Source organism: Amycolatopsis dongchuanensis, assembly GCF_039542405.1.
Lineage (GTDB): Bacteria > Actinomycetota > Actinomycetes > Mycobacteriales > Pseudonocardiaceae > Amycolatopsis_E > Amycolatopsis_E sacchari.
Genome location: NZ_BAABIB010000085.1, coordinates 1 through 22768, shown reverse-complemented (window position 1 = coordinate 22768; position 22768 = coordinate 1). Strand labels below are relative to the sequence as shown.

At 71.2% G+C, this 22768-nt stretch carries 24 protein-coding genes; 12 read left to right on the top strand and 12 right to left on the bottom strand.

The annotated features are described in order from the left end of the window. Positions 1-79: 79 nt before the first annotated feature. Positions 80-841: a DUF2637 domain-containing protein gene (locus ABFX51_RS22975; protein WP_091514135.1), complete on the top strand. Its 762-nt coding sequence runs from the start codon at positions 80-82 to the stop codon at positions 839-841. On the opposite strand, the gene ABFX51_RS22970 is transcribed toward ABFX51_RS22975, so the two are convergent. The 5 genes from ABFX51_RS22970 to ABFX51_RS22950 form a co-directional block, all read right to left on the bottom strand. Continuing rightward, positions 806-1183, bottom strand: a complete 378-nt coding sequence (locus ABFX51_RS22970) for a lipopolysaccharide assembly protein LapA domain-containing protein (RefSeq protein WP_091514137.1) — start codon at positions 1181-1183, stop codon at positions 806-808. The genes ABFX51_RS22975 and ABFX51_RS22970 overlap by 36 nt on opposite strands. A gap of 99 nt (positions 1184-1282) precedes the next feature. Next, complete coding sequence (locus ABFX51_RS22965; RefSeq protein WP_177228920.1) at positions 1283-1840, bottom strand: DUF5994 family protein; 558 nt, start codon at positions 1838-1840, stop codon at positions 1283-1285. Between the two features lie 167 nt (positions 1841-2007). Then, positions 2008-3000: an o-succinylbenzoate synthase gene (locus ABFX51_RS22960; protein ID WP_091514139.1), complete on the bottom strand. Its 993-nt coding sequence runs from the start codon at positions 2998-3000 to the stop codon at positions 2008-2010. After that, positions 3000-3248: a hypothetical protein gene (locus ABFX51_RS22955; RefSeq protein WP_346054868.1), complete on the bottom strand. Its 249-nt coding sequence runs from the start codon at positions 3246-3248 to the stop codon at positions 3000-3002. Before ABFX51_RS22955 ends, ABFX51_RS22960 begins: the two co-directional genes overlap by 1 nt. Before the next feature lie 21 nt (positions 3249-3269). After that, complete coding sequence (locus tag ABFX51_RS22950) at positions 3270-4448, bottom strand: NsdA family TPR-like regulatory protein (protein WP_346054867.1); 1179 nt, start codon at positions 4446-4448, stop codon at positions 3270-3272. 221 nt (positions 4449-4669) lie between these two features. On the opposite strand from ABFX51_RS22950, the gene ABFX51_RS22945 reads away from it, so the two are divergent. The 6 genes from ABFX51_RS22945 (at position 4670) to ABFX51_RS22920 (ending at position 8963) form a co-directional block, all read left to right on the top strand. Then, a complete protein-coding gene (locus ABFX51_RS22945) occupies positions 4670-5170 on the top strand; it encodes a hypothetical protein (protein WP_091514143.1) in 501 nt (166 codons plus the stop codon). 69 nt (positions 5171-5239) lie between these two features. Continuing rightward, entirely contained in the window at positions 5240-5467 is a 228-nt protein-coding gene (locus ABFX51_RS22940; RefSeq protein ID WP_143249976.1) for a hypothetical protein, read from the top strand. A gap of 188 nt (positions 5468-5655) precedes the next feature. Further along, the gene (locus ABFX51_RS22935) at positions 5656-6738 is read left to right on the top strand and encodes a radical SAM protein (protein WP_091514147.1); all 1083 of its coding nucleotides are present in this window, start codon (positions 5656-5658) and stop codon (positions 6736-6738) included. Between the two features lie 35 nt (positions 6739-6773). Then, the gene (locus tag ABFX51_RS22930) at positions 6774-7304 is read left to right on the top strand and encodes a class IV adenylate cyclase (protein ID WP_091514150.1); all 531 of its coding nucleotides are present in this window, start codon (positions 6774-6776) and stop codon (positions 7302-7304) included. A gap of 105 nt (positions 7305-7409) precedes the next feature. After that, the gene (locus ABFX51_RS22925; RefSeq protein WP_168213846.1) at positions 7410-7778 is read left to right on the top strand and encodes a hypothetical protein; all 369 of its coding nucleotides are present in this window, start codon (positions 7410-7412) and stop codon (positions 7776-7778) included. A 666-nt stretch (positions 7779-8444) separates the two neighbouring features. Then, positions 8445-8963, top strand: a complete 519-nt coding sequence (locus ABFX51_RS22920; RefSeq protein WP_218153569.1) for a hypothetical protein — start codon at positions 8445-8447, stop codon at positions 8961-8963. Here the strand turns inward: ABFX51_RS22920 and ABFX51_RS22915 are convergent. From ABFX51_RS22915 to ABFX51_RS22885, 7 genes are all read right to left on the bottom strand, one after another. Next, on the bottom strand, positions 8955-10274 hold the full coding sequence (locus tag ABFX51_RS22915) for an amidase (RefSeq protein WP_346054866.1): 1320 nt from the start codon (positions 10272-10274) through the stop codon (positions 8955-8957). The two genes, ABFX51_RS22920 and ABFX51_RS22915, sit on opposite strands and share 9 nt — an antisense overlap. A 74-nt stretch (positions 10275-10348) precedes the next feature. Continuing rightward, positions 10349-12163, bottom strand: coding sequence for a hydantoinase B/oxoprolinase family protein (locus ABFX51_RS22910; protein WP_091514156.1), 1815 nt, complete (start codon positions 12161-12163; stop codon positions 10349-10351). Next, on the bottom strand, positions 12160-14256 hold the full coding sequence (locus tag ABFX51_RS22905; RefSeq protein ID WP_091514158.1) for a hydantoinase/oxoprolinase family protein: 2097 nt from the start codon (positions 14254-14256) through the stop codon (positions 12160-12162). The genes ABFX51_RS22910 and ABFX51_RS22905 overlap by 4 nt, the downstream gene beginning before the upstream one ends. 25 nt (positions 14257-14281) lie before the next feature. Continuing rightward, positions 14282-15118 (bottom strand): HpcH/HpaI aldolase/citrate lyase family protein, encoded by an 837-nt coding sequence (locus tag ABFX51_RS22900; RefSeq protein WP_177228922.1) that lies wholly within the window; start codon positions 15116-15118, stop codon positions 14282-14284. Then, a complete protein-coding gene (locus tag ABFX51_RS22895; RefSeq protein WP_091514161.1) occupies positions 15115-16281 on the bottom strand; it encodes an acyl-CoA dehydrogenase family protein in 1167 nt (388 codons plus the stop codon). Before ABFX51_RS22895 ends, ABFX51_RS22900 begins: the two co-directional genes overlap by 4 nt. A 5-nt stretch (positions 16282-16286) precedes the next feature. Beyond that, positions 16287-17498, bottom strand: a complete 1212-nt coding sequence (locus ABFX51_RS22890) for a CaiB/BaiF CoA transferase family protein (protein WP_030534552.1) — start codon at positions 17496-17498, stop codon at positions 16287-16289. Next, on the bottom strand, positions 17491-18033 hold the full coding sequence (locus ABFX51_RS22885) for a MaoC family dehydratase (protein WP_030534551.1): 543 nt from the start codon (positions 18031-18033) through the stop codon (positions 17491-17493). The genes ABFX51_RS22890 and ABFX51_RS22885 overlap by 8 nt, the downstream gene beginning before the upstream one ends. A 208-nt stretch (positions 18034-18241) precedes the next feature. On the opposite strand from ABFX51_RS22885, the gene ABFX51_RS22880 reads away from it, so the two are divergent. From ABFX51_RS22880 to ABFX51_RS22860, 5 genes are all read left to right on the top strand, one after another. Continuing rightward, the gene (locus tag ABFX51_RS22880; RefSeq protein WP_030534550.1) at positions 18242-19006 is read left to right on the top strand and encodes a FadR/GntR family transcriptional regulator; all 765 of its coding nucleotides are present in this window, start codon (positions 18242-18244) and stop codon (positions 19004-19006) included. Positions 19007-19092: 86 nt separating this feature from the next. Then, positions 19093-20475 carry an MmgE/PrpD family protein gene (locus ABFX51_RS22875; protein WP_091514165.1) on the top strand — a complete coding sequence of 461 codons (1383 nt, stop codon included), beginning with the start codon at positions 19093-19095 and terminating at the stop codon, positions 20473-20475. Between the two features lie 197 nt (positions 20476-20672). Next, the gene (locus ABFX51_RS22870; protein WP_346054865.1) at positions 20673-21080 is read left to right on the top strand and encodes a hypothetical protein; all 408 of its coding nucleotides are present in this window, start codon (positions 20673-20675) and stop codon (positions 21078-21080) included. 285 nt (positions 21081-21365) lie between these two features. Further along, positions 21366-21893 carry an MFS transporter gene (locus ABFX51_RS22865; protein WP_091514167.1) on the top strand — a complete coding sequence of 176 codons (528 nt, stop codon included), beginning with the start codon at positions 21366-21368 and terminating at the stop codon, positions 21891-21893. Then, positions 21890-22765 (top strand): amidase, encoded by an 876-nt coding sequence (locus ABFX51_RS22860; protein WP_346054864.1) that lies wholly within the window; start codon positions 21890-21892, stop codon positions 22763-22765. The genes ABFX51_RS22865 and ABFX51_RS22860 overlap by 4 nt, the downstream gene beginning before the upstream one ends. The last annotated feature ends 3 nt before the right edge of the window (positions 22766-22768 follow it).

The window sequence follows — 22768 nt, the reverse complement described above, 5'->3', positions numbered from 1 at the left end:
ACCGCGAAGTGCTGGTCGAAGGCCCTGAGATCATGATCCGCCCGGTGGGTACGCGCCGACAGATGGCGGGTGGTTCCCGATGAGCGCGGCGGCTGCCCCGGCTCGGCGGGACCGCGCTCTGTGGGTCCAGTGCGCCTGTACGGCACTGGTCGCCTTGGGCGCGGCGTACGCCTCGTATCGGCACGGGCGCGAGTTCGCGTTGCGGTTCGGCGCGGACGAGGCCACGGCGGCTATCTGGCCGTTGATCGTGGACGGGTTGTTGACCACGGCCACGGTCGAGCTGTGGAAGTCCGGACAGGGCCGCCGTGCGGGTGGTCGGTGGGCGGCGTGGTTGGCGTTCGTGTTCGGCATCGTGCTGTCGCTGTGCGCGAACGTGGCGGCGGCTCCGGAGTTGAGCGTGTTCGCCGTGGCGGTGGCGGCGTGCCCGCCGCTGGCGCTGCTGCTGGCGGTGGAGTTGCTCAATCGTGCGCTGAAGCGGCACCGCGCCGAGACCACTAGCGAGACCAGCGACGAGACCGCCGAGACGAGCGAGACCGGCGACAAGATGACGTCCGTGGTGCGTCTCGCGGCGATCCCGGACGACTCTCGCCCGGCGGAGCCGACCGCCGAACAGCGGATGTGGGCGTACTACGTCACCGAGCGATCGAAGGGCCGCACGCCGACCGGCGCGGAACTGGACCGGATCGCGGGCACGAACAACTACGGCCGCCGAGTGTTGCGCCGCTGGCGCACAGTGGGCGGCCCAGCAGGGACCAGTGCCACGCGCGTGGCCGCCGCAGCGCCTCGTCGCCTCGGTGTGGACGGCCTACCGGCGCGTGACTCCGCGCAGGCGTCGGCGTAGCTGCCAGATTCGCAGCGATCCGGCGATCGCGGTCAGCAGCACACCTGCCACGGCGGCCAGCAGCATCGCCACTGCCAGGGAGACGTGTCCGGTCGCGCCGAAGTAGGAGATCTGCACCGACTGCGTGTTCTGCAAGATGAAGATCAGCAGCAACACGAGCACGGCGGTGAACACGATGACGCCGATCCAGGTGGCGCTGGTGCGGGTGCGCCGCAACGGGCTGCGACCGACCGGGCCTGCTGCTAGTGGGGCAGTCTCGGCGACCGGCGCTTGCGGCGGCGGGGTCGAGTCGGCGGGCGTGGGGTGGGACTGTACGAGCCTGGTGGCCGACGTATCGGTCATGAGATGCCCCCTCTCTTAGGTGAGGGGCTACCTGTCCCACCCTACGCCGATCTGCGCGCGTCCACACACGCCGCATCGTTCGAACGAGAATGCACCGGCTCAGGCGGGGGCGTGGAGGTGGCCGCCCTCGGTCTCCCAGCGCTGTTCCGGTGCTGGCTCGGCCGTCCTGGACGTCGTGCCCAGCGGGCTGCTGTCGCCGGTCGACGGGGTGACGCCGTTGCTGGCGAGAATGTCCGCCACGCTGGCGGTCGAGTCGCTGGCTGCGGCCGAGCGCAACACCGCGCGCGCCGTCCCGCCGGGTGTACCCGGAGGGACCACCAACAAGCTGACTCGGCGACCGTCCGAACCGATCACCTCGACGGTGTGCGTGTCCATTGACCGGAAGCCTCCGAACCGCACCACCCGTCCCTGAACCGGCATCTTCCGCGCCACCGCGTCCCATGTGTCGAGGTGGTAGGACATCCGGCTGACCGGCCCGACCGACGCCCCGAGCGCGACGACCAGAGCGGGAAACTCGGCGGCCGGATCATTGGAGTGCGGCCACCAACCGCCATCGACAAACCCGCGCGCCGCACCGGCCGGTTTCATCTGCAACCGCACGACCACACCGATCTGATCGACTGGGGCTGCGTGGGAGCGATTCTGAGCCGAGATCATCTCGGCGCTCCTGCCTCCGACCCGCCAAGCGGATCGGGGATAGCTACTGCGCCCGAGGCGGCACCCACTGCCCGTGGATACGTGGTCGCCTCCGGTACCTTCCAGCCTACGCCGAACACCTGCTCACACCCCGGCGATCTCTCACCACGGAGGGGCGGGCGTGGTGCTCAGTCGGAACCGGCGGCGTGGTCGAGTTCGGCGCGGACGCGGGCCAGCCGGTCGCGCCACCACGCCGCCTGTTCGGTGTCGGTCAGCGCGTAGGTGTCAAGTAGGGCGGGGTCGGGCGTGGGCGGTGTGCGGGGTACTGGGAGGTAGCCGCCTGCCGGGCGCAGCGAGTCGGCACCGGCCACGACATCGCCTTCCAGCAGCGAGAGCGTGCCGAGACCGCAGGCGAAGTCGAGTTCGGGCAGCGCCCCGGCGAGGGCGAGTTGCGCCGCGAGTCCGACGCTGGTTTCCAGCGCGGAGGAAACCACGCAGGGCAGCCCGGCGGCTTCGGCGACTTGCAGCGAACGCCGCACGCCGCCCAGCGGCGTGCACTTGATCACGGCTACGTCCGCCGCGCCCGCGACCGCTACCCGCATCGGATCTTCGGCGCGGCGGATGGACTCGTCGGCGGCGATGCGCACGTCGACCTGGCGGCGGACGGCGGCCAGTTCCTCGATGGTGCGGCAGGGTTGCTCGACGTACTCCAGTCCGCCCGCTGCCTTGTCGAGCGCTCGGATGGCGGTGACCGCGTGGTCCACGTCCCAGACGCCGTTGGCGTCTACGCGGATCGCCCCGTCCGGGCCGAGCGCGTCGCGGACGGCTTCCACGCGGGCGAGGTCTTCGGGCAGCGATTCGGGGTGGTCGGCGACCTTGACCTTGGCGGTGCGGCAGCCCGAGCGGGCGGTGATCTCGTGAGCGCGTTCCGGGCCGACCGCGGGGACGGTGCAGTTGATCGGGATGCGGTCACGTACGGGCTCGGGCCAGCCCACGGTGCACTGCTCGATGGTGGTGGCCAGCCAGGAGGCGGACACGGCGTCGTCGTAGTCGGCGAACGGGCAGAACTCGCCCCACCCGGCAGGGCCTTGGATCAGCATCCCCTCGCGCACGGTGATGCCTCGGAACCGGGCGCGCATGGGGATGGCGTAGACGTGGGCGGCGTCGAAGTCGATGGTCATCAGGTGGTGGAGTCCTCGTCTCGGCGAGCGCGGTTGCGGGTCAGCAGGTCGGTGATGCGCTCGTCCAGTTCGCCGAGGTGCCGTGAGCTGGCGCGCAACGGTCGGACCTGTCGTTGCAGCGTGCGCAGCCGGTCGAGCGTGCGGGTGGAGCTGACCTGTGCGGCGGTGCGCACCGCGTCGCGTCCGAGCGCTGCGGCGTGTTCGTAGTCGCGGCCGACGAGGTGGGCGGTGGCGAGGTCGGTTTGCACGAAGCAGCGGCTGCGGACGCGTCACGGTTCGTAGGTGTCCATCGCTTGGCTGATCAACCGGGTGCCCTGCTCGGGCTCGCCCACGTCTCGCAGGCAGCGGCCGAGGTCGGCGGCGAGTTCGGCTTCGGTGTAGAAGGCCAGCCAGGTGGGTTCGTCGTCGGCACGGGCGCGCTCGTAGCAGCGCTCGGCTTGCAGCACGGCGGTGCGGGTGGCGTTGGCTTCGCCGAGCAGGGCGTGCCCGCGTGCCTCGACGGCGTGTAGCAGGGCGGACAGCACGGGGGTGGCCTTGCCGTCAGTGACGCTGTGACCGGCGCGCGCGAGCGCGATGGCTTGGCGGGCGTGGCGCAGCCGGTCGTGGTCGGTGATCGCGCCGTGGCCGATCTGCACGGTGAGGCGGCTCATGTGGGACAGCACGTTGGCGGCGTAGAGCCGGTCACCTGCGCTCATGGCGAGGTTGAGCGTCTGGATGTAGTAGCGCTGGGCCAGCGAGTGGCGGCCCACGTCGGCGGCCATCGAACCGGCCAGCCAGGAGGCTTGGGCGACCGCGCCGAGCAGCGCTTTGCCGGTCTTCTCCGAGTAGCTGCCGTGCATGACCGTGCTGGCCTCGCGGTGCAGCAACTGCACGATCTGCTCACGGACGCGGCCCGAGCCGTACCGGTGATCGAGGCGGCGTAGGTGGGCGATGTTCTCGGTGATGATCTCGACATCGGGCATCCCGATGCGTTTGCCCGCGACCCGCGCGGTGTTCTCGGTGGGCGGCACGGTGAGCGCGAACAGCGCGGGCTCCGAGAAGGCCGCCGCCGTGAAGGCGGAGCCCAGCAGGAACTTGCGCCGATCCATGTCCCGTCCCGACAACTCGACAACCGTGCGAACCGTGCCGTCCAGTGTGCCTGAACACTGGAGCCCGTCGTACCGATCATCGGATGCCGGAGTGCGATCGGCAAACCCGCACTCGGTGACGCTGATCTCGCGGTGCAGGTGGCGGGACAGCACCTTGGCGACGAGCCGGGGCACCGGCCAACGTGGCTGGGAACCGTCCAGCATCCGCTTCACCGAGGTGGTGTTGGTTCCGACGTGCACGCCTTCCTCCGCGCCCGCCGTCACCACGGCGCGCGCGAGCGCGGCGTTGCTCATTCCGGCCTCGTCCAGCAGCGCACGCAGCGCGGTGTTGCTGTCGCCCGCTCGGCCGTCGCGGCCCATCCCGGTCACATCCTGGCGTACTCGTCCCATTGCTGGCCGTAGTCGATCGTGGCGCACCGGCCGATGTCCTGTGAAGCCCCGCGTGCGAAGTGGGACCGAAGTGGGACCCCTGAACAGCAAGCGGACGCAGTGCCACGCAACCCTGACTGCCGTCTAGCTGAGCTGGGCGTTTGTCTGGTGGTGACGGATCACTGACCGACCGTTGCCAAGGAGGCTAGACAATGGCCACGCCGACGATCACAGCCGCACAGGGCGGCAACGGGCCCCACCAAGAGCAGCCCCTGTCCGGGCTGACCGCGACCGCTGCCCACTACGCAGGGTGGGAATGGCTGGTCCTGCGAGCCGATGATCGGCTGCTGCTGACCACCAACGAACGGGTCAGCGCGGTCGAGCTGCCCGCCGCGATCGGCGCCGAGGTACAGCACTACCTCACGGTGCGGATGCTCGCCGGACCGGTGGTCGCCCTGCCCGGCGTACCGCGCCGTTGGCTGTTGCTCACCGAGTCCGCGGACGAGTCCGCCCCGGTCAACCTCGTCCGGCTGCGTGCCCGTGGCGCGCTGACGCACCGCTGCGGGACCTTGGTACCGCTGCCGCCGAGCCGCCTGGAATCCGGCGTCGTGACCTGGCAGGTGCCTCCGTCGCTGGACGGCCCGTCGTTGCCGCCGTTCACCGCCGTGGTCGCAGCAGTCCGCGCGGTGACCGAAACGGTGGGACTGGCGTGACCGCCGCGCATCGCCGCGCATGAGCGGATGGGCGAGCCGATGTGCGTCTGCGGTTGGCAACTCGTCGCCGTGACGGTGCTGCTCCAACTCTTGATCCTCGGATACGGCGAGATCGAGGGTCGCCGCCGCAGCGCGGCCGACCTGCGGGCGTTCCGGCACCGGCAGGTGGACGGCACACCCGCCAAGCACAGCCCCACGGCGCGACACCGCACGGGCGAACCCGTGAAGTCCCTGCGTGCCCGCCACGACGCCGAGACGCTGCCCTACTACCCGTCGTCGTCCCGCAAGACCACCTGACCGCTCCGGCGGCGCAGGCGCGGCCCCTCCCGCACCTGGCCCCTGCGCTGCCGGAGCACCCCACGCGGCACGTCGCCAGCCCGTACCCCGACCGGGCTCGACGTGCCGCACCCGGCACCCGGCGTGATCCCCCGCGCGCCGGGTGCCGGTCTCCCGATCCCACCGCAACCACGGAAGGGCCACCTCCGATGTTCCCCACCGGCATCCCTGTCCACGTCGAGAAGGACAAGACGGCGCGCGTGAAGATCCACGATCCCTGCGGGCTGACCTGCGACTTCTGTCACAACGAAGGCACCCCGGTCGTGGTGGACAACCGCCGCCGGCCGCTCGGCGACTTCACCACCGCCGGCCCCAGTGGGCGCGTGTCGATCTACGCCGCCACCAACGGCGCGGCATTCCTGCCCGCCGCAGTCCCCGACAACGAGCAGTTCGGCGAGGCGCTGACCGTGTTGGGCGACGCCCTGGACCTCAGCGAGGTGCATCTGACCGGTGGTGAACCGACGTTGCATCCCGCCGTGGCGCGGCTGACGAAGATCGCGGTGGACGCCGGGTTCCAGGTCGGGATGACCTCCAACGGTGAGCGCGGTGACCGGGTACTCGCCGACTGCGCCGCCGCTGGGCTGGACCGGGTGAACTTCTCCGTCTTCGGCACCACGGCCGCCGAACTCGCCGAGGTCCAGCACGCCCGCTACCGCGACCCCGACCGCGCACAGCGCAAGATCGACGCCCTGAAACGCTCCATCGCCGAATGTGAGGCGCACGGGATCAAGGCCGGCGCCAACATCGTGGTGCTCGACCACAGCCACGCCCCGCGCGTGCACCGCCTGCTGGACGAATACTCCCCGTACCTGTCGGTGCGGCTGCTCAACTCGCTGGACCACGGCCCGGTCTCGATCGAAGCCATCGAACGCATCCTCGCCGAGCGTGGCGCGGTCGCCGAGGCCCACTACATCACCGCTGGTGTGTCCGGCGCACGCACCGCCTACCGGCTGCCGGACGGACGGCGGGTGTTCTTCAAGCAGATCCGGCCCGTGCGGCTGCCCGACACGTGCGCCGGGTGCCGGTTCAACAACGACACCGACTGCCAGGAAGGCTTCTACGGCGTGCGGCTCTACTACGACCGCACCGGCCGCTACCAGGTCGGCGTGTGCATCCAGCGCATGGACCTGTGCATGCCGCTGGACGAGTTCGTGACCAGCCCGAAGCGCGCCGAGATCCTCGCCCTGCGCGAAGCCGAGTACCAGCGGCTCACCACCCGCCTCGCCGGATAACGTCCACCACTGATCACCATCGGAAGGAGCCCGCAGTGCCCATCGAGCACGAAGCCAAGATCCTCGACATCGACCCCGACGCCATGGAACAGCTGATCCTGGACAAGGGCGGCCAGAAGCTCGGCGAGCGGTTCATGCGCCGCTACGTCTACGACATCACCCCTGGCGACCAGTCCAAGTGGATCAGGCTCCGCGACACCGGCGACGAGACCACGCTGACCGTCAAGCAGATCACCAGCGACGCCATCGACGGCACCCACGAGATCGAAGTGGGCGTCGACGACTTCGCCGCCACCAACGCACTGCTGAACGTGCTCGGCTTCACCGCGAAGTCCTACCAGGAGACCAAGCGCACCAGCTTCATCCTCGACGGCGCACAGGTCGAGATCGACACCTGGCCCCAGATCCCCCCGTACTTGGAGATCGAAGCCGGGTCCAAGGACGAGGTGGTCAGGGTCGCCGGACTGCTCGGCCACACCGAAGCCGACCTGACCGGCGAAAACACCATCACGATCTACGCCCGCTACGGCATCGACCTGAACACAATCCCCGAACTGCGCTTCTGACCATCGCCACCCGTCCACCGCGTCCGCACGCCCGCGCACTGCCGATCGGCCCTGCGGGCGTGCGGCCCCCGCACGCCCACCAGGAGCCCGCCAACCGTGAGCGCCATGCCCGCGCAAGCAGCCCAAGAGCTGGGCCGACGCCTCCACACCGCAGGCTTCCGCCCGCTGCCCGACGTCGATGACGACGGCGGGTTGATCGGCACCCGGCTCTGGCGCGTCCGAGCCGGATACGTCGAATACCTCGCGCTGCGCCCCAGCGGACTCGCGCACGCCGTCCGCGCCGAGGCCCGGTTCGACTATCGCCGCCCCGCCGAACACGGCGCGGTGGTCGAACACCGGTTCGGCCACGCCACCAACGCCCTGAACTGGCTACTGAACAGCGCCGACACCACAGGTGGGCGACTGCCCCGACCCTACGCCCCGCCCGCCAGATCGTGGCCGCCGAGCGAGCCCGACCCCGACGAGATCAACTGAGAAACGAGCCGCCAGCCATTCACCCGGCAACTCACTGGGCAACTCATCGACCATTTCCTAGGCAACCCAGAGCTGCCGGGGTACACATCTGGCGTTAGTAGCGGTTGACCTGCGGTTTCAGTCGTGCGGTCGTGCTACGCGGGTGCCCGATTGGCCTTATATGGCCACCCGTGGTGCGGCGTACACACATCCACACAACGACCGGAACACGCCGGGCGGCTACGGCAACATCGACTGTTGACGGCTGCCGAGGACGGATGCTAGCCTAATTGGCTGATCCGCTGTCGGCTCGGGTCTGCGCAGGCAGATGGTCGAGGCCTCGCCGAGGATCGGCAGAACGTGTCCCGCACCGTGACGCGCCTTGGTGTCGTCGGCGTCGTTGTGACGCCGAGCCAAGTGTTTACCGCGTCCACCGTGATCGTGCGGGCCGGTCGGTGTTGTCGGTGTCTCCCCTCGGTGGTGGTGATCATGGTGCGCGAGCGTGGCGCGGGTTCCGCGCCCGGCCGAGACGGCTGGTTGGTGGGTGCACGTGGGGGTTCACATGGGGATTCCGTTGGGGATTCCGTTGGGGAGTCCTCTCAGAGTTGCCGACCCGACCTGCCGGGTTCCGGCCGTGTTGTTGCAGGTCAGCGCGTCGTAGTAGGCGCGGCTACGGTGCCAGACTCGATGGACAACTGTCCTCATGACACATCCTCGGGGCTGCGGCGGCGCGTGACGGCGGCGGCCGTGGCCGCTGCGGGCGGCCGTCTGACCGACCGGGATCGCCGCATCCTGGCCCTGCTGGACGAACACTTCACCTTCACCACCTCACAGCTCGCCCTGCTCGCCGGGTTCGGCTCGGTGATCACCGCACAGCATCGGCTGGCCGCGCTGCACGCGCGGGGCGTGCTGCACCGCGACCGCCCGTTCCACCAGCAACCTGTCCCACCCGGGCGTGGCTCCCACGAACCTTCTCGGCGCCCGGCCCGACCTCGGTCGCGACCGCCCCACCCCGCGCGCCCGTCTCATCCGCGCCCTGTCCGCCTGTACGGCCCGAGCGGCGTCGGGCACTTCGCCGGCCCACCGGCCGAGCAGAAGCTCTACTCCCGACTGCGCGACGCCGAGGACGCGCGTCGACTGTGGACGGTCACCGAGGAGCTCACCGGCGTGCGCTTCCCCGCCACCGAGACCACGGCGTCAGCCTGAGACCGGCCCGCCGAGGGCGGCTTCGAACCCGGCCGCCGCACGCAGCAACACGTCCTCCCGCCACGGGGCCGCCGCCAGGTGCAGCCCCACCGGCATCCCGGACTCCGGATGTCGTCCACACGGGACGCTCATCGACGGGCCGCCGTACATCGCCCACACGTAGGTGAACCGGGCGAGGTCGCGAGTGGACGCCGCCAGGTCGACGGCGTCCGCGCGGGGCACGTCGACCGGGATGGTCGGGCACACGACGACGTCGACGCGGCTGAACACCTCGCTCGCGCGCGCCTGGAAATCCCGCCGCCAGCGGCGGGCGCGCTGGGTGACGTCCTCCGGCGTGCCGGCGCCGATCCGCAGCCGGCGCAACACGTCCGCGTCGATCGAGCACGGATCGGCCCGCATGCGCTCCGCGTGCACGCCCGCCGCCTCCGGGTACATGATCTCGAGCATCCGCTCCTGCGCCGACTCCGCACCCGCGACCGTGACCGGCGTCGCCGTGGCACCGTGCCGGGCCATCAGCTCCGTCGCGGTCGCGACCACCCGCCGCACACCCGGTTCGACGCCGTCCGCGAGGAATCCCCCGGCGACCCCCACCCGCAGGCCGTCGAGCCCGGCGCCGAGCAGCGCGTCGACCGGTGTCCGCTCACCGGGCACCGCGGTGGGGTCGTCGGGATCAAACCGGTCCAGCGCGGCAAGGACCCGCGCGACCGTCCGGACGTCGCCCGCGATCGGCGTGACCGTGTCGAACGACGGGCTCACCGGAAACACCCCGCGGTTGGACACCCGCCCCACTGTCGGGCGCAACCCGACGACCCCGTTGACCGAGGCGGGGATCCGGCCCGATCCGCCGGTGTCCGTGCCGAGCGCGGCCTCGACCAGCTCCGCCGCCACCGCGACCCCCGAACCGCTGCTGGACCCGCCCGCGATCCGGTGCCCGTCCCGCGCGTTGCGGCAGTCGCCGAACACCGCGTTGCGTCCGGTGGCGCCCATGGCGAACTCCGCCATGTTGTTCTTGCCCAACACGACGGCACCGGCGTCGTCGAGCAGCCGGGTGACCGTGGCGTCCCGCGCGGCCGGGACGCCACCGTGGTGCGCCGAGCCCGCGGTGCTGCGGACACCGGCCACGTCGATGTTGTCCTTGAGCGACACGGTCAGACCGTGCAGGCTCCCCCGCCGCGCGGGTGGCGTCGCGTCCCGTTCGTCGGCCTGCCACCGCGCGCGGTCGGCGAGCACCGCGATGAACGCGCGCAGATCCCGATCGCGTTCCCGCGTGCGCGCCAGGTACCGCTCGACTCGTTCCCGGACCGGACCCACCTGGTCTCCTTTCCCTGCCGAAAAACCGGGTCCGCCGGGACGCCGGGGTACCGGCCGCCCCGGCGGACCCGCGATCACGCCGCCTGCCGCGACGCGCGCGCCCTGGCGGTCGCGTCCTCGTCCACGGTCATCGTCGATTCGTCGATCACCACGCCGTAGTGGCGCTCGGCATCGGCGACGGTGACGAAGTCGTCGAGCACGTCCTCCAGCACGAGCGCGGGTTCCCGCAGCAGCGGATCGCCGTACCCGCCACCGGAGGGCATCCGGATCTCCAGCGTGTCGCCTGCCGCGCAACGCTCCTGCGTGACCTTCGAGTACAGCGTTTCCTCCCGCTCGGTACCCACGTTGCGGGTGAACGCACCGGGCAGACCGTCGTGTCCGCCCGCGAGCCCCTTCGGCGGGTCGTTGCGGTTGTCCGCCTCGGACCCGATGAAGGTGTCGGTGAGCATCCGCCACGTGCGGACGCTGCCGATACCACCCCGGTACTGGCCGGGTGCGGGCGGTTCGTCGCGCAGTTCGTAGCGTTCGGCGATCATCGAGCGGTTGAGCTCGAGCTCCTCGATCGGGTTGTTGCGGGTGTTGGCCATCAGGGTGTCGACGCAGTCCAGGCCGTCCTTGCCGTTGCGCGCCCCGTAGGAACCCTCGTTGATCTCGATGTACACCCAGTACGACTGGCCGTCCTCGGCGAGACCCGAGTAGGCGATGGCGCACAGCGCGGCCGAGGACCCCGCCACCGCACGGTCGGGCAGAACATCGGCCAGCGCGATGTTGATCGAGTCGAACATCCGGTTGATCTGCGAGAACCGCGCGAAGCACGACGCCGGGAAATCCGGGTTGAACAGCGTGCCTTCCGGGGCGTAGGCCTTGGCGGGGCGGAAGCAGCCGTCGTTCTGCGGCACGTACTCCTCGGTCAGCGCCTCGTCGAGCAGCAACGTGCGCACCGCGGAGGCCACCGTGGGCAGCACCGAACCCTCGAACGGCACGTTGAACGCCGTCGGCACCTGCCCGTGCGAGCCGGTGAGGTCGACGACGACGTCGTCGCCGGTCACCTTGACCTTCACCGCGACCGCCAGCGGGACCTCGCGGTTCTTGCCGTCGTCGTCCAGGTAGGACAGCGGCGCCTCGTACTCGCCGTCCGGGATCTCGCGCACCCGGCGGCGCAACATCTCCTCGGAGTAGTCCATCCACTTCTCGGCGGCCGACATCACCACGTCGACGCCGTAGCGCTCCAGCAGCTCGACGAACCGCCGCTCGCCCAGCCGCGCGCACGCGATCAGCGCCTCGAGGTCTCCCGCGTTCTGCTCGGGGGTGCGCACGTTGTCCAGGATGTGCTGGATCAGCGCGTCGTTGCGCACGCCGGCGTCGTAGATCTTCGCCGCGTCCATCAGCTTGCCCTCGGCCCAGACGTCCACGACGTCCATGCACAGACCGGGGAAGTTGCCGCCGATGTCGGACACGTGGCCGGTGCAGCCCGCGAACCCGACGTGGCGCCCGCCGAAGAAGATCGGGATCACGATGCCGTAATCCGGGGAGTGGGCGGCACCGTGGTAGGGGTGGTTGTGCAGGATGACGTCGCCCGGCTGGTAGGTGCCGGACAGCCTGCGGTCGATGCCACGGATGTAGGCCGGGATGGATCCGCAGTGCATCGGCGTCGAGTCCGATTCGCACAACTCACGGCCGTTGACGTCGAAGATGCCCGCACCGAGGTCCTCGGACTCCCGGATCAGGCTGGAGTACGCCATCCGGTAGAGGATCTGCGCCATCTCCTTGGCGATGGAGTCGAGCGCACCGCCGATCACCCGCAGCGTGATGGGGTCGACGTCGACGCGGACGAAGTCGTCCGGGGCGACGCCCGCGAGGGTCTCGCCCGCCGGGTTCAATGCCGTCACCGCTGACCTCCCTGGCTGTTGTCACTGGTCTCGATGATGATGTGGCCGACGCGGTCGACGGTCGCGCGCTGCCCCGGCCCGATGATGGTGGTCGAGTCGAACTGCTCGACGATCGCGGGACCGTCGATCACGTTGCCCGCCTTCAGGCGGTCCCGGTCGTAGACGTTCGTGGTGAACTCCGCGGGCTGGTTGCCCTCATCCCAGAACAACGTCTGCGTCGTCGCCTTCAGCGCGCCCGACGGGTCCGGCCCGCCCGCTTCGACCTCGGCGAGCGGCACGTGCCCCACCTTGCCGACCGCGGCCACCCGCACGTTCACGAAGTGCACCGGCTTGTCGTCGAAGCGCTGCAGGTAGGTGCGTTCGTGCACCTGGTGGAACGACTCGGCGGCGCGCGCCACCCAGTCGGCGTCCACCGGGCCGTCGGGCGCGGGCACGCGCAGCTCGTAGCCCTGGCCGATGTAGCGGCAGTCGAGGCTGCGTTCGATGACGACGTCGTCGGGCGAGAGTCCGTCCGCGGTGACCTGCTCGACCACCTGCGCGGACAACCGGTCGATCTCGGCGGCGATCCGGTCGGTGTCCGGATCGGCGGAGGAGGTCCACACCGTCGCGGGCACCTCGACGCGGATGTCGGTGGACAGCAACCCCATCGCCGAGGCGATGCCGGGGTGCGCGGGCACGATGACGCGGGGGACGTTGAGCTGCTGCGCGATGTGCCACGCGTACAGCGGCCCCGCGCCGCCCTCGGCGACGAGCGAGAAATCGCGCGGGTCGTAGCCCTTGCGCACCGAGTGCAGGCTGATGGCTTCGGTCATCGCGTGCGCCAGGATCTGGAAGATCCCGATCGCGGCGTGCTGGACGCTGGTGCCCAGCTTGGCGGCCACGTGTTCCTCGATCGCCTTGATCGCCAGGTCGGTCTCCACCCGCATCGCGCCGGACAGGAAACTGTCCTCGCGCAGCCACCCCATGGCCACCATGGCGTCGGTGCTGGTGGGTTCGGTGCCGCCGCGCGCGTAGCAGGCCGGTCCGGGCACCGCGCCCGCGCTGCGCGGACCGACGCGGAACATCCCGCCCTCGTCGATGAAGGCGATGGAACCGCCGCCCGCGCCGATCGTGTCGACCTCCGCCATCGGCACCATCGCGTGGTAATCGCCGATGCGGGTGTCGAGCAGGTGTTTCATCCGCAGCTTGCCGTCGGCCGCCACGCCGATGTCGGCCGAGGTGCCGCCGACGTCGAGGGTGATGACGCTTTCGTACCCGGAGGCCTTGCCGATCGCGCACCCGCCGAGCAGGCCCGCCACCACCCCGCTGGTCAGCAGCGACACCGGGTGCTCCACTGCGCGGCGCGAAGTGATCAGCCCGCCCGCCGACGTCATGAGCCGCACGTCGCCGCGCACACCCGACTCGCGGGCGGTGTCGACGAGGTTGGTGACGTAGCCGGACACCTTCGGCCCGACGAACGCGTTCAGCGCCGTGGTGGAGAACCGCTCGTACTCGCGGTACTGCGGGGCGACCTCACTGGACAGCGAGATGAAGACACCGGGGTACTCCTCCTCGACGATGCGCTTGACCGCCTGCTCGTGCACCGGGTTGCGGTAGGCGTGCAGGAAGCACACCGCGATCGCCCGCACCCCGTTGGCCTTGAGCACGCGGACCTGCTCGCGCACGCCGTCCTCGTCCAGCGGCGTCAGGATCTCGCCGGCCGCGTTGATCCGCTCCCGCACCACCCGCCGGTTGCGGCGCCGCACCAGCTGCCACTTCTGCCACGGCAGGTCCTGGTACGACGAGTAGTTCAGGGGGCGCTTCTTGCGGGCGATGTGGAGGATGTCGCGGAAGCCCTCGGTGGTGATCAAGCCGACGTCGGAGCCGTTGTGCTCCAGGACGATGTTGGTCGCGACGGTCGTGCCGTGCAGGAACTGGTCGAGGGCCTCGACGGACACGCCGACGCGCTCGGCCAGCTCTCCGACGCCCGCGACGGTGGCCACGGACGGGTCCTGCGGTGTGGACGGGATCTTGTGCACCGCGATGGTGCCGTCCTCGTCCCAGTACATGAGGTCGGTGAACGTGCCACCGACATCGACTCCGATGCGTTTCATCTGGTTGGTCCTCCAAGTGACCCTGCTAGTCCATCACTGATCCGGCGTCCGGAGCGGCCAGCGCCAGCACGCGGCGCGCACGCCGCACCACCGCGGCGTCGACCATGCGCCCGGACACGACCGCCACACCGCTTCCCTTCCGCTCCGCGTCCTGCGCCGCGGCCAGCACCGCGCGCGCCCGCTCCACGTCGTCCGCACCCGGCCGCACTGCGTCGTGCGTCCACTCCACCTGGCGCGGATGGATGCACATCCGTCCGGCGAAACCCATCCGCTGCAGCGCCCGCGTCGACGCCGTGAACGCCTCCCGGTCGTCGAACGCCGCCGTGACCGGGGCGGGCGGCGGCACCAGGCCGCACCCCGCCGCGGCCGCCACCGCTCCCGAGCGCGCCCAGGCGAGCGGCTGCGGGTCGTCCTCGAAGCCGCTCACCCCGAGGTCGGCGGCCAGGTCGTACTCGCCGAGCGTGACCGTCGCCACACCCGGCACGGCGGCGATTTCGGGCAGCCGCCACAGGGCCGCGGCGGTCTCCACGAGCGGCAGCACGGGGACGCGCAACCGCCCGGCCAGCGCCGTCACCGTGACGAGGTCGGCTTTCGGGAGCACCACGCCCGCGATCCCGAGCCCGGCGATCGCGTCCAGATCGGCGTCCACGAGATCCTGCTCGTTGTTCACCCGCACCCAGACCCGGCGCGCCCGTGCCGGGTCCGCCGCGAGCCACTCCGCGACGGTCGCGCGTGCGCGCGCCTTGGCGTCGGTGGCCACCGCGTCCTCCAGATCGGCCACCGCGACGTCGGCCACGTCCACCGCCCGGGTGAGGCGGTCCGGGCGGTCGGCCGGGCAGAACAGCCAGCTGCGCGCGATCACCAGCCGACCCTGCCCTTGTCCCCGATGAGCGACCGGGCGATCACCGTCCGCATGACGTCGCTCGTGCCCTCGCCGATCGTCATCAGGATCGAATCGCGGTAGAGGCGTTCGATCTCGAACTCCGCCGAGTAGCTGTACCCGCCGTGCACCCGCATCGAGTCCTGCGCCGCCTGCAGCGCCACCTCGGAGGCGAACAACTTGGCCATCCCCGTCTGCAGGTCCGAGCGCTTGCCCCGGTCCAGCGCATCGGCCGACCAGTAGGTGAGCAGCCGCGCCGCCTGCAGCTGCGTGGCCATTTCGGCGAGGCGGATCTGGATCGCCTGGAACTCGGCGATCGGCTTGCCGAAGGCGCGCCGGTCGCGCGCGTACTGCAGTGCCTCGTCGTAGGCGCGCTGCGCGATGCCGAGGCTGCGGCCTGCGATGTTGAGCCTGCCCACCTCCAGCGCCGACAGCACCTGCTGCATTCCGCGACCCTCGACGCCGCCGAGGAGGTTCGCCGCGGGAACGCGGACGTCGTCGAAGACCACCTCGCAGGACTCGGTGCCCTTGTAGCCCAGCTTGGGGATGTCCTTGGTGACGGTGAAGCCCGGTGTGCCTGCCTCGATCAGCAGCACGCTCATCCCCTTGTGCGCGGGGGTGGCGCTGCGGTCGGTCTTGACCAGCACGGGCAACGGGTCGGCGTACCGGGCGTTGGTGATCCACATCTTCGTGCCGTTGACGACGTAGTGGTCGCCGTCGCGGGTCGCGGTGGTGCGGATGCCCTGCAGATCGGTGCCCGCGTCCGGCTCGGTCAGCGCGATCCCGGTGCGCCGGGCCCCGGTGGCGAGGTCGGGCAGGTACCGGCGCTTCTGCTCCTCGGTGCCGTGCCGCGCGAGCATCCAGCAGGACAGCGAGTGGCTGCCGAGGATGCCCGCGATGCCCATCCAGCCGCGCGCGATCTCCTCGAACATCAGGGTGAACGACACGAAGTCCGCCGCCGCTCCCCCGTACTCCTCCGGGATCATCAGGCCGAACAGACCCAGCTGTTTCATCTGGTCGACGATCTCGGTCGGGTACCGGCCGCTGTGTTCCCATTCCCGCGCGACCGGAACGATCTCGCCGTCGACGAAGTCGCGCAGCATCGACCGGAACTGTTCCTGGTCGCCGCTCAGTGTGAAGTCCACCGCGTCTACTCCCGCTCTCCGAACGCGCCGGCCCGTGCCAGCGCGTCGATCTCGCCTGCGTCCATGTCCAGGAGCTGCTCGAGCACCTCACGGGTGTGCTCACCCAGCGACGGGGCGCGCCGGTGGTCGCTGCGCGGCGCACCGGCGCGGGCGGCGGAGGCCACCTGGCGCACGGTGCCGAACCGCGGGTGCTCGGTGCTGATCAGCAGCCCGCGCGCGGCGGCGTGCTCGTCGGCCAGCGCCTCGGGCACCGAGTTGATCGGCGCGCACGGCACCCCGGCGGCTTCCAGGCAGTCCAGCCACTCCGCCGTGGTCCGCTCGGCCAGCTCCACCTCCAGCAGCCGCACGCACTCCGCGGAGTTCTCGTAGCGGGCGGCGGGAGTGGCGAACCGTTCGCTGCGCGCCCACTCCGGCGAGCCGAGCGCGTCCACGAGCCGTTCCCAGAACTTCTGCTTGGCGCAGCCGATGACGATCCAGGAGTCCTTCGTGGGGAAGTTCTGGAACGGCACCAGGCTCGGGTGGGCGGAGTGGTGCGTGCGCCGGGGCTCGAACCCCTCGTTCAGATGCCACGTCGCCAGGTAGGTCAGCATGCCGATGGCGGTGTCGTAGAGGCTGACGTCGCAGTCCATGCCGACGCCGTCCCGCCGCGCGGCGTGGATGCCCGCCAGCAGCGACGTCGCGGCCACGATGCCGCCGGAGTAGTCCACCATGGACAGACCGGACTTGGTGGGCGGCCCGTCCGGCTCGCCGGTCACCGACATCCAGCCCGCGAGGCCCTGCAACATGTAGTCGTAGCCGGGCCGGTCCTGCCGCGGACCGGTCATGCCGTAGCCGGACAGCGAGCAGCACACGATCGCGCGGTTGAGGTGCTTGAGGTCGTCGTACCGGATGCGCATCTTCGCCGGGACGTCGCCGCGCAGGTTCGAGTACACCGCGTCGCTCACCGACACCAGCCGCTCGAACGTGCGGCGCCCGGACTCACTGGACAGGTCGAGGACGATGGAGCGCTTGTTGCGGTTGAACGCCTCGAAGAACAGCGAGTCGCCGTCCTGCGCGTAGGGCGGGGTGTGCCTGCCGACGTCGCCGCCGAAGCGCGGGTCCTCGATCTTGATGATCTCCGCGCCCAGGTCGGCGAGGTGCAGGGTGCCGAACGGGCCGGCACCGTACTGCTCCACCGCGAGCACCCGGACGTCGGAAAGGGGCAGCCGCTCAGTCATGGGTTCCCTGTTCCGCGGGCAGCGTCATCGGGCCGTTCTTCGCCTCCGGGAAGGAGTCGATCACCGTGGCGTGGGCGCGCTTGTAGATCAGCACCGTGCGGTCGAACGACACGCACTCGTCGCCGTCGGCGTTGAGCATCCGCGAGCGGACGCTGACCAGGCCCGCGTACGGCCGCGACGCCGATTCCCGCTTGTTCGTGCAGATCGACTCGGCGTACACCGTGTCGCCGACGAAGACGGGGTGCGTCAGCTGCACGTCGGTCAGCGACAGGTTCGCGATCGCGCGCTGGCTGATGTCGGTGACGCTCTGCCCGATCAGCATGGCGATCGTGAGCCCGGAGTTGACCAGGACGCGCCCGAACGGGGTCCGTCCGGCGTAGTTCGCGTCGAAGTGCGCCGGGTGGGTGTTCATCGTGAGCAACGTGAACCAGGTGTTGTCGGCCTCGCTGATCGTCCGGCCCAGGGGGTGGCGGTAGACGTCCCCGACCACGAAGTCCTCGTAGTAGCGCCCTTGCCAGCCGTCGTGCACAGCCACGCGGCGACCTCCTGTCGTGTTGCGTTGGGGGGTTCCCCGGACCGGCTCGGGTCCGGGCTTGGCGGGCAGTATGCGTGACGCAGACCGCAGCGCGCAATACCTCAGACGTTTTCCGCGTGCACCTCGCTCGTGCGGCTAGACTCCGGTGTGCTTCGGTTGCGTTCCGTTGCGCACGACGCCCGACATCGATGAACAGGACACCGCCGACATGACCGACGCCCCAGCTCCCGGCTCCGGACTCCGCGTCCGCCGCGTGCGCGCCGCCTACCGGCAGGTCGCCGACCAGCTCAGGGAGCAGATCCTGACCGGCACGCTGCCCTCGGGCACCCGGCTGCCCAGCGAGGCGGAACTCACCGGCCTGTTCGGGGTCAGCCGCAGCACCGTACGGGAGGCGCTGCGGCTGCTGGCCAGCCAGCACCTGATCGACACCACCCGCGGTGTCACCGGCGGGAGTTTCGTGTCGAACCCGGACGCCGACAGCATCGCCGACAACCTGGGTGGCACCCTCGGGCTGCTGGTGAACACCAGGTCGATGACGGTGTCAGACCTGCTCGAGGCCCGGCTGATCCTGGAACCGTCGGCGGCCCGGCTGGCCACCGAGCGGGCCGACGCCGAGGCGCTGGACATGCTGCGGGCCACCGCGGCCAGCACCTCGACGCTGGAGCCGGACCGCGGCTTCGTCGTGCACTGGGACTTCCACACCACGCTCGTGTCGGCCACCGGCAACCCGCTGCTGCAGCTGATGTGCCGCCCGATCAACGAGGTGCTGCACAGCAGGCTGGACCGGGACCGGATCAGCCGCGCGGAGTGGGAGCGGGTCGACCGCGATCACGTGGACATCTACGAAGCGGTGACCAGCGGGGACGCCGAGGCCGCCGAGCGGCTCACCCGCGAGCACCTGCACAGCCTGCGACCGCTCTACGAGCAGATGGAGGTGCGGCAGCCCGCGCCGCCGCGTCCTCCGTCGGACTGATTCCGCCAGGAAAAGTCCGATGTTTTCTTGCGGCGGTGCTCGACGGGCTGGCACACTCCTGCCCACGCCGCAGGGAAGGGAATCGCATGGGATCGTCCAGCATCGCCGAGCGCATCGGGGAGTTCGCCGCCGCAGCGACCTTCGAGGACCTGCCGCGGGCCGTGGTCGACCACGCCCGCAACCTGGCGCTGGACTCGGTGGGGGTCGCGTTCTGCGCCGCGGGAGAACCGTTCGCCGAGCGCGCCCGCCGGGCGGTGTCCCGGTTCGGGCGAGGTGATCACCCCGTGCTGGGGTCGCCGGACCGGCTGTCGGCGCGCGACGCCGCACTGCTCAACGGGATCCTGGTCCACGGGCACGACTTCGACGACACGCACATCGGCTCGATCGTGCACGTGTCCGCCTCGGCGCTGCCGGCCGCGCTCGCCGCGGCCGTCGAACATGACCGCACGACGCGCGAGCTCATGCTGGGCTACATCCTCGGTCTCGAGATCAGCGCCCGGGTCGGTCTGGCCGCGCACGGGGGTTTCCACCGCGCCGGTTTCCACCCCACCGGACTGGCCGGCGCGTTCGGCGCGGCGGTGGCGGCCGCCACGGTGTCCGGTTCGGACGCCGCCGGGATCGCGGGCGCGCAGCAGATCGTCGGTTCGATGGCGTCCGGCATCCTCGAGTTCCTGGAGGACGGTGCGTGGACCAAGCGCCTGCACCCGGGATGGGCGGCGGCATCGGCGCTCACCGCGGCCGGTTTCGCGGCCGCGGACTGGCCGGGGCCGCGCGCGGTGTACGAGGGGCGCTACGGGCTGTTCGCGACGCACCTGCCCGGGCAGGAGTGCGACACCGAGACCATCGTGGCCGATCTCGGGCAGCGGTGGGAGATGCTCGGCACCGGTGTCAAGCCGTACCCGAGCTGCCACTTCACACACAGCTTCGCCGATGCCGTGCTCGCGGTGCGCGAGCACGAAGGTCTCGAACCCGACCAGGTCACCGACATCCTGTGCCGCATCCACCCGACGGCCGCGGCCGCGGTGTGCGAGCCGCTGGAGGGCAAGCGCCGCCCGCGCGACCTGTACGACGCGAAGTTCAGCCTGCCCTACGTGGTGGGCGCGTGCCTGCAGCGCGGACGGCTGACGCTGGCGGAGTTCACCGACGAGTCCCTGACCGACACGGCGATCCACGCGATCGCCGACCGGGTGCGCATCACCGACGACCCGGACAGCCGGTTCCCGGAGGCCTATTCGGCCGAGATCGAGGTGACCCTCCGGGACGGTCGCGTGCTGACCCACCGCGAGGACGTCAACCGCGGCCACCACGAGCGGCCGCTGACCCCGTCGGACATCGAGCGGAAGTACCTGGCGAACATGCGGCAGGTCGCCGACGAGCCGACGATCGAGCGCGTCCGGGCGGCCGTGGCGGATCTGGGGTCCGACCGCGGCGCGCGCGACTTCGCCGAGGCCTGCGCCACCGCGGGCTGAGCGCCGTACCGTCCGCGCGCGTCGAGCGGCCGGCCTCGACGTCGACGTGGTCACCTTCGAGCTCGCGGTCACGACCTGTCCTCCCGCGCGAGCCGCTACATATTCGAGGCGTCCCTCGGCGGTCTCGGTGCCGTGATGGCCGGACTGGCGGGCCGGCGTCGGCTGGTCCGTGCGCACCCGCACGCCGACGTGTCCTGGTGGACGCCGACCACCGGCTCCTCGTCACCCACGCGCTCGATGTGGCCGGGCTGGTTCGGGCCGCCGCGCGGCCGGACACACAGGACCACTCCGGCTACCGCAGGTACGACGCCGGTGCGGTGGTCGAGCTCATCCGGATCGAGACGCTCGCCGGAGCCGGGGTTCCGCCGGCTCGGCTGCGCGCGCAGAGCCGGCAACGCGAGCGGCATCGGGCGCGCATCGCCCGCCTCGCCTCCGGGCGCGGCCTGGCGGTGCCGCCGGAGGTGGGATCGTCCGGGTCGAGCGGGACGCTGGATCCCGCCTGCCGCACATGCCCCGGCCGGGTCGCCGCGGAGTGGGCCGGGCGCTCGACGCCGCGCGAGCGGGCCCGGAGCCGGACCGGCCGGCCGCCTCGATCACGCGGATGACCGACGCACCCGAGGACGTGGAGCTCGCCCCGACGCTCGCCCGGCCGCTCGACGCCGTGGCCGCCCCGGAGCCGCGCCGGCGGCGCAGCGGCCGGACCCGCGCCGTGCGACCGGATCACGTCGTGGCAGGCACCCGCGGTACCGGGACGTGGTGTTCCGGGGCCGGGGCGCTGCTCCTGGTCGCGGTGGACGGCTGTCGTCCTGGCGCCGCGGTGCCACCGGCCGGGGCGCCGGTCAGCCGGCGGCGTGCGCGCCCGTCATCAGCGCCGCCAGGTCCACCTGAGGATGCCGGCCACCACGATGCTCATCGGCGGCATCGTCTTCTCCGTGGGCGGGCTGCTCGGCTCCCTCGGCTTCTCGGCGCTGTCCGACCGCGTCGGCAGGCGACCCGTGTTCATCGTGGCAGCCGCTTTCACCGCGCTGTACGCGTTTCCGCTCTTCTGGCTGGTGGACATCCGGTCGGCGCCGATCATCTGGCTGGCCCAGGGGCTCGGAGGTGTCGCGAACGGCACGCTGTACGGCTTGATGGGCGCGCTGACCGCGGAGATGTTCGACGCCCGGGTGCGCTACACCGGTGCCTCGATCGGGCAGCAGGTCTCGGCCGCGGCCGTCGGCGGGACGACACCGCTGATCGTGACCGGACTGGTCGCCCAGGCCGACAGCTACTGGCCGGCCCCGGCCTGGCTGGCGGCCCTGGCGGTGATCAGTCTCGTGTGCGTGTACCTGGCGCGCGAGACCGGCAAGAACCGCACCCTGGATGCCGGGGGGTCGTCTGCCTCGGCCGACGCGGCCCGGGCGGGCGATCCGGCGTGAGCACCGCCCCGCTGCCGGACGCCGTGGCCACCGCGGCCGCCGTGACGGCCGGGACGATCTCGCCGGTCGAGCTCGTCGAGGCGGTCCTCGAGCGGGTCGAGCGGATCGACCCCGTCCTGAACTCCTACACCACTCTGCTTCGCGGACGTGCACTCGCCCGGGCGCACGCGATCGGCCGGACCACGGGCACGACGCCGCGACCGTTGCCGGGACTGCCGGTCGCGGTGAAGGACAACCTGCACGTGGCCGGTGCGCCCACATCCCTGGGGGTGTACCCGCCCGCCGTGGCGGAACCGGTGCGCAGCGCGGAGGCGGTCCGCCTGCTGGAACGGGCCGGAGCCGTCGTGCTGGGCAAGACCAACCTGCACCAGCTCGCCTACGGCGCCACCGGTGACGTGTCGGCGTTCGGGCCGGTGCGCAACCCGCACGATCCGGCCAGGATGGCGGGCGGCTCGAGCGGCGGATCGGCGGCCGCGGTCGCGGCCGGGCTGTGCGCCGCGGCCTTGGGTACCGACACCGGTGGGTCGGTCCGGGTGCCCGCGGCACTGTGCGGCGTCGTCGGGCTCAAGCCGACCCGGGGCGCGGTCGGCACCGGGGGAGTGGTGCCGCTCGGGCCCACTCTCGACTGCGTCGGGCTGCTGACCCGCACCGTTCGGGACTGCGCGGCGTTGTTCGCCGTCCTGGCGGGCCGGACCACCCCACGGGACACGGCGGCGCGGGAACGGCTCGACGGCTACCGGATCGGGGTCCCGGACGCGTTCTACTTCGACGACGTGCAACCGGCGGTCGGCGCCGCGTGCCTGCGGGCATTGGACACTAAGAGCGTGTCTCACTTGGATCTTGAGGGAGGTGTGGGCAAGATCGTGGCGTGATGG

Coding starts and splice junctions, on each gene's coding strand:
- ABFX51_RS22975 (WP_091514135.1), top strand. CDS start 80: ATGAGCGCGGCGGCTGCCCCGGCTCGGCGGGACCGCGCTCTGTGGGTC.
- ABFX51_RS22970 (WP_091514137.1), bottom strand. CDS start 1,183: ATGACCGATACGTCGGCCACCAGGCTCGTACAGTCCCACCCCACGCCC.
- ABFX51_RS22965 (WP_177228920.1), bottom strand. CDS start 1,840: ATGATCTCGGCTCAGAATCGCTCCCACGCAGCCCCAGTCGATCAGATC.
- ABFX51_RS22960 (WP_091514139.1), bottom strand. CDS start 3,000: ATGACCATCGACTTCGACGCCGCCCACGTCTACGCCATCCCCATGCGC.
- ABFX51_RS22950 (WP_346054867.1), bottom strand. CDS start 4,448: ATGGGCCGCGACGGCCGAGCGGGCGACAGCAACACCGCGCTGCGTGCG.
- ABFX51_RS22945 (WP_091514143.1), top strand. CDS start 4,670: ATGGCCACGCCGACGATCACAGCCGCACAGGGCGGCAACGGGCCCCAC.
- ABFX51_RS22935 (WP_091514147.1), top strand. CDS start 5,656: ATGTTCCCCACCGGCATCCCTGTCCACGTCGAGAAGGACAAGACGGCG.
- ABFX51_RS22925 (WP_168213846.1), top strand. CDS start 7,410: ATGCCCGCGCAAGCAGCCCAAGAGCTGGGCCGACGCCTCCACACCGCA.
- ABFX51_RS22920 (WP_218153569.1), top strand. CDS start 8,445: ATGGACAACTGTCCTCATGACACATCCTCGGGGCTGCGGCGGCGCGTG.
- ABFX51_RS22905 (WP_091514158.1), bottom strand. CDS start 14,256: ATGAAACGCATCGGAGTCGATGTCGGTGGCACGTTCACCGACCTCATG.
- ABFX51_RS22890 (WP_030534552.1), bottom strand. CDS start 17,498: ATGACTGAGCGGCTGCCCCTTTCCGACGTCCGGGTGCTCGCGGTGGAG.
- ABFX51_RS22880 (WP_030534550.1), top strand. CDS start 18,242: ATGACCGACGCCCCAGCTCCCGGCTCCGGACTCCGCGTCCGCCGCGTG.
- ABFX51_RS22875 (WP_091514165.1), top strand. CDS start 19,093: ATGGGATCGTCCAGCATCGCCGAGCGCATCGGGGAGTTCGCCGCCGCA.
- ABFX51_RS22865 (WP_091514167.1), top strand. CDS start 21,366: ATGCCGGCCACCACGATGCTCATCGGCGGCATCGTCTTCTCCGTGGGC.